Source organism: Faecalibacterium sp. An192, from assembly GCF_002160175.1.
GTDB lineage: Bacteria > Bacillota > Clostridia > Oscillospirales > Ruminococcaceae > Faecalibacterium.
The window spans coordinates 1-702 of record NZ_NFKB01000149.1 but is presented as its reverse complement, the minus strand read 5'-3'; the positions used below and the strand labels follow the sequence as shown (position 1 = coordinate 702).

The window sequence follows — 702 nt, the reverse complement described above, 5'->3', positions numbered from 1 at the left end:
CCAGGGAGAACATCTCCTCAATCAGATGAAACGCTGCCTCGGATCGGCTTCCCTGTACCGGCTTGCCGTCCACAAAGCATTCCACCCACTTGCGTCTTGCGTGAGCCCAGCAGCCCACATGGGTCACGGAATCCAGACAATTGTAACCCGAATAGCCGTCGGTCTGGGTATAGCCGGAGAAGCCCTGCAGCATCTCTTTGGCTACCTGGCCTGAACGGCTGGTACTGTACTGGTACAGTGCGATTTTCTTTTCGGCAGAGCAGAACACCCACATCTGGGACATCTGACTGGATTTCCGGCCATCCTCTTTCAGGACATGGACGCGGGTCTCGTCCACATTCACAATGTCCTGCCGCAGCAGCTCCCTGCGAAGCTGCTCATACAGAGGCTTGAACCAACGGGCACTGCGGATTACCCAGTTGGCCATGGTATTGCGCCGAAGACCCACACCCTGTCCCTTCCAGTACGCCTCCTGGCGATACAGCGGAACTCCGTTCTGGAACTTCTCCTGCATGATATAGGCTACCGTGGAGGGGGCTGCCATGCTTTTCTTCATCACTGGAACAGGAGCTTCGGCCTGCCGGATATAGCTCTCCCCAGTCTGGGTTTCACAGTGCGCACATTTGTAGCTGGCGGCATAGTAATCCACCACATACACCTGGGCCGGCACAATCACCAGTTCAGACCGGACAAACTTTTCTC

General features: G+C 56.1%; 1 protein-coding gene. It reads right to left on the bottom strand.

Annotated elements, in window-relative coordinates:
* On the bottom strand, positions 1-702 hold a 702-nt coding region (locus tag B5F27_RS16360; RefSeq protein ID WP_144066582.1), incomplete at both ends, for an IS66 family transposase.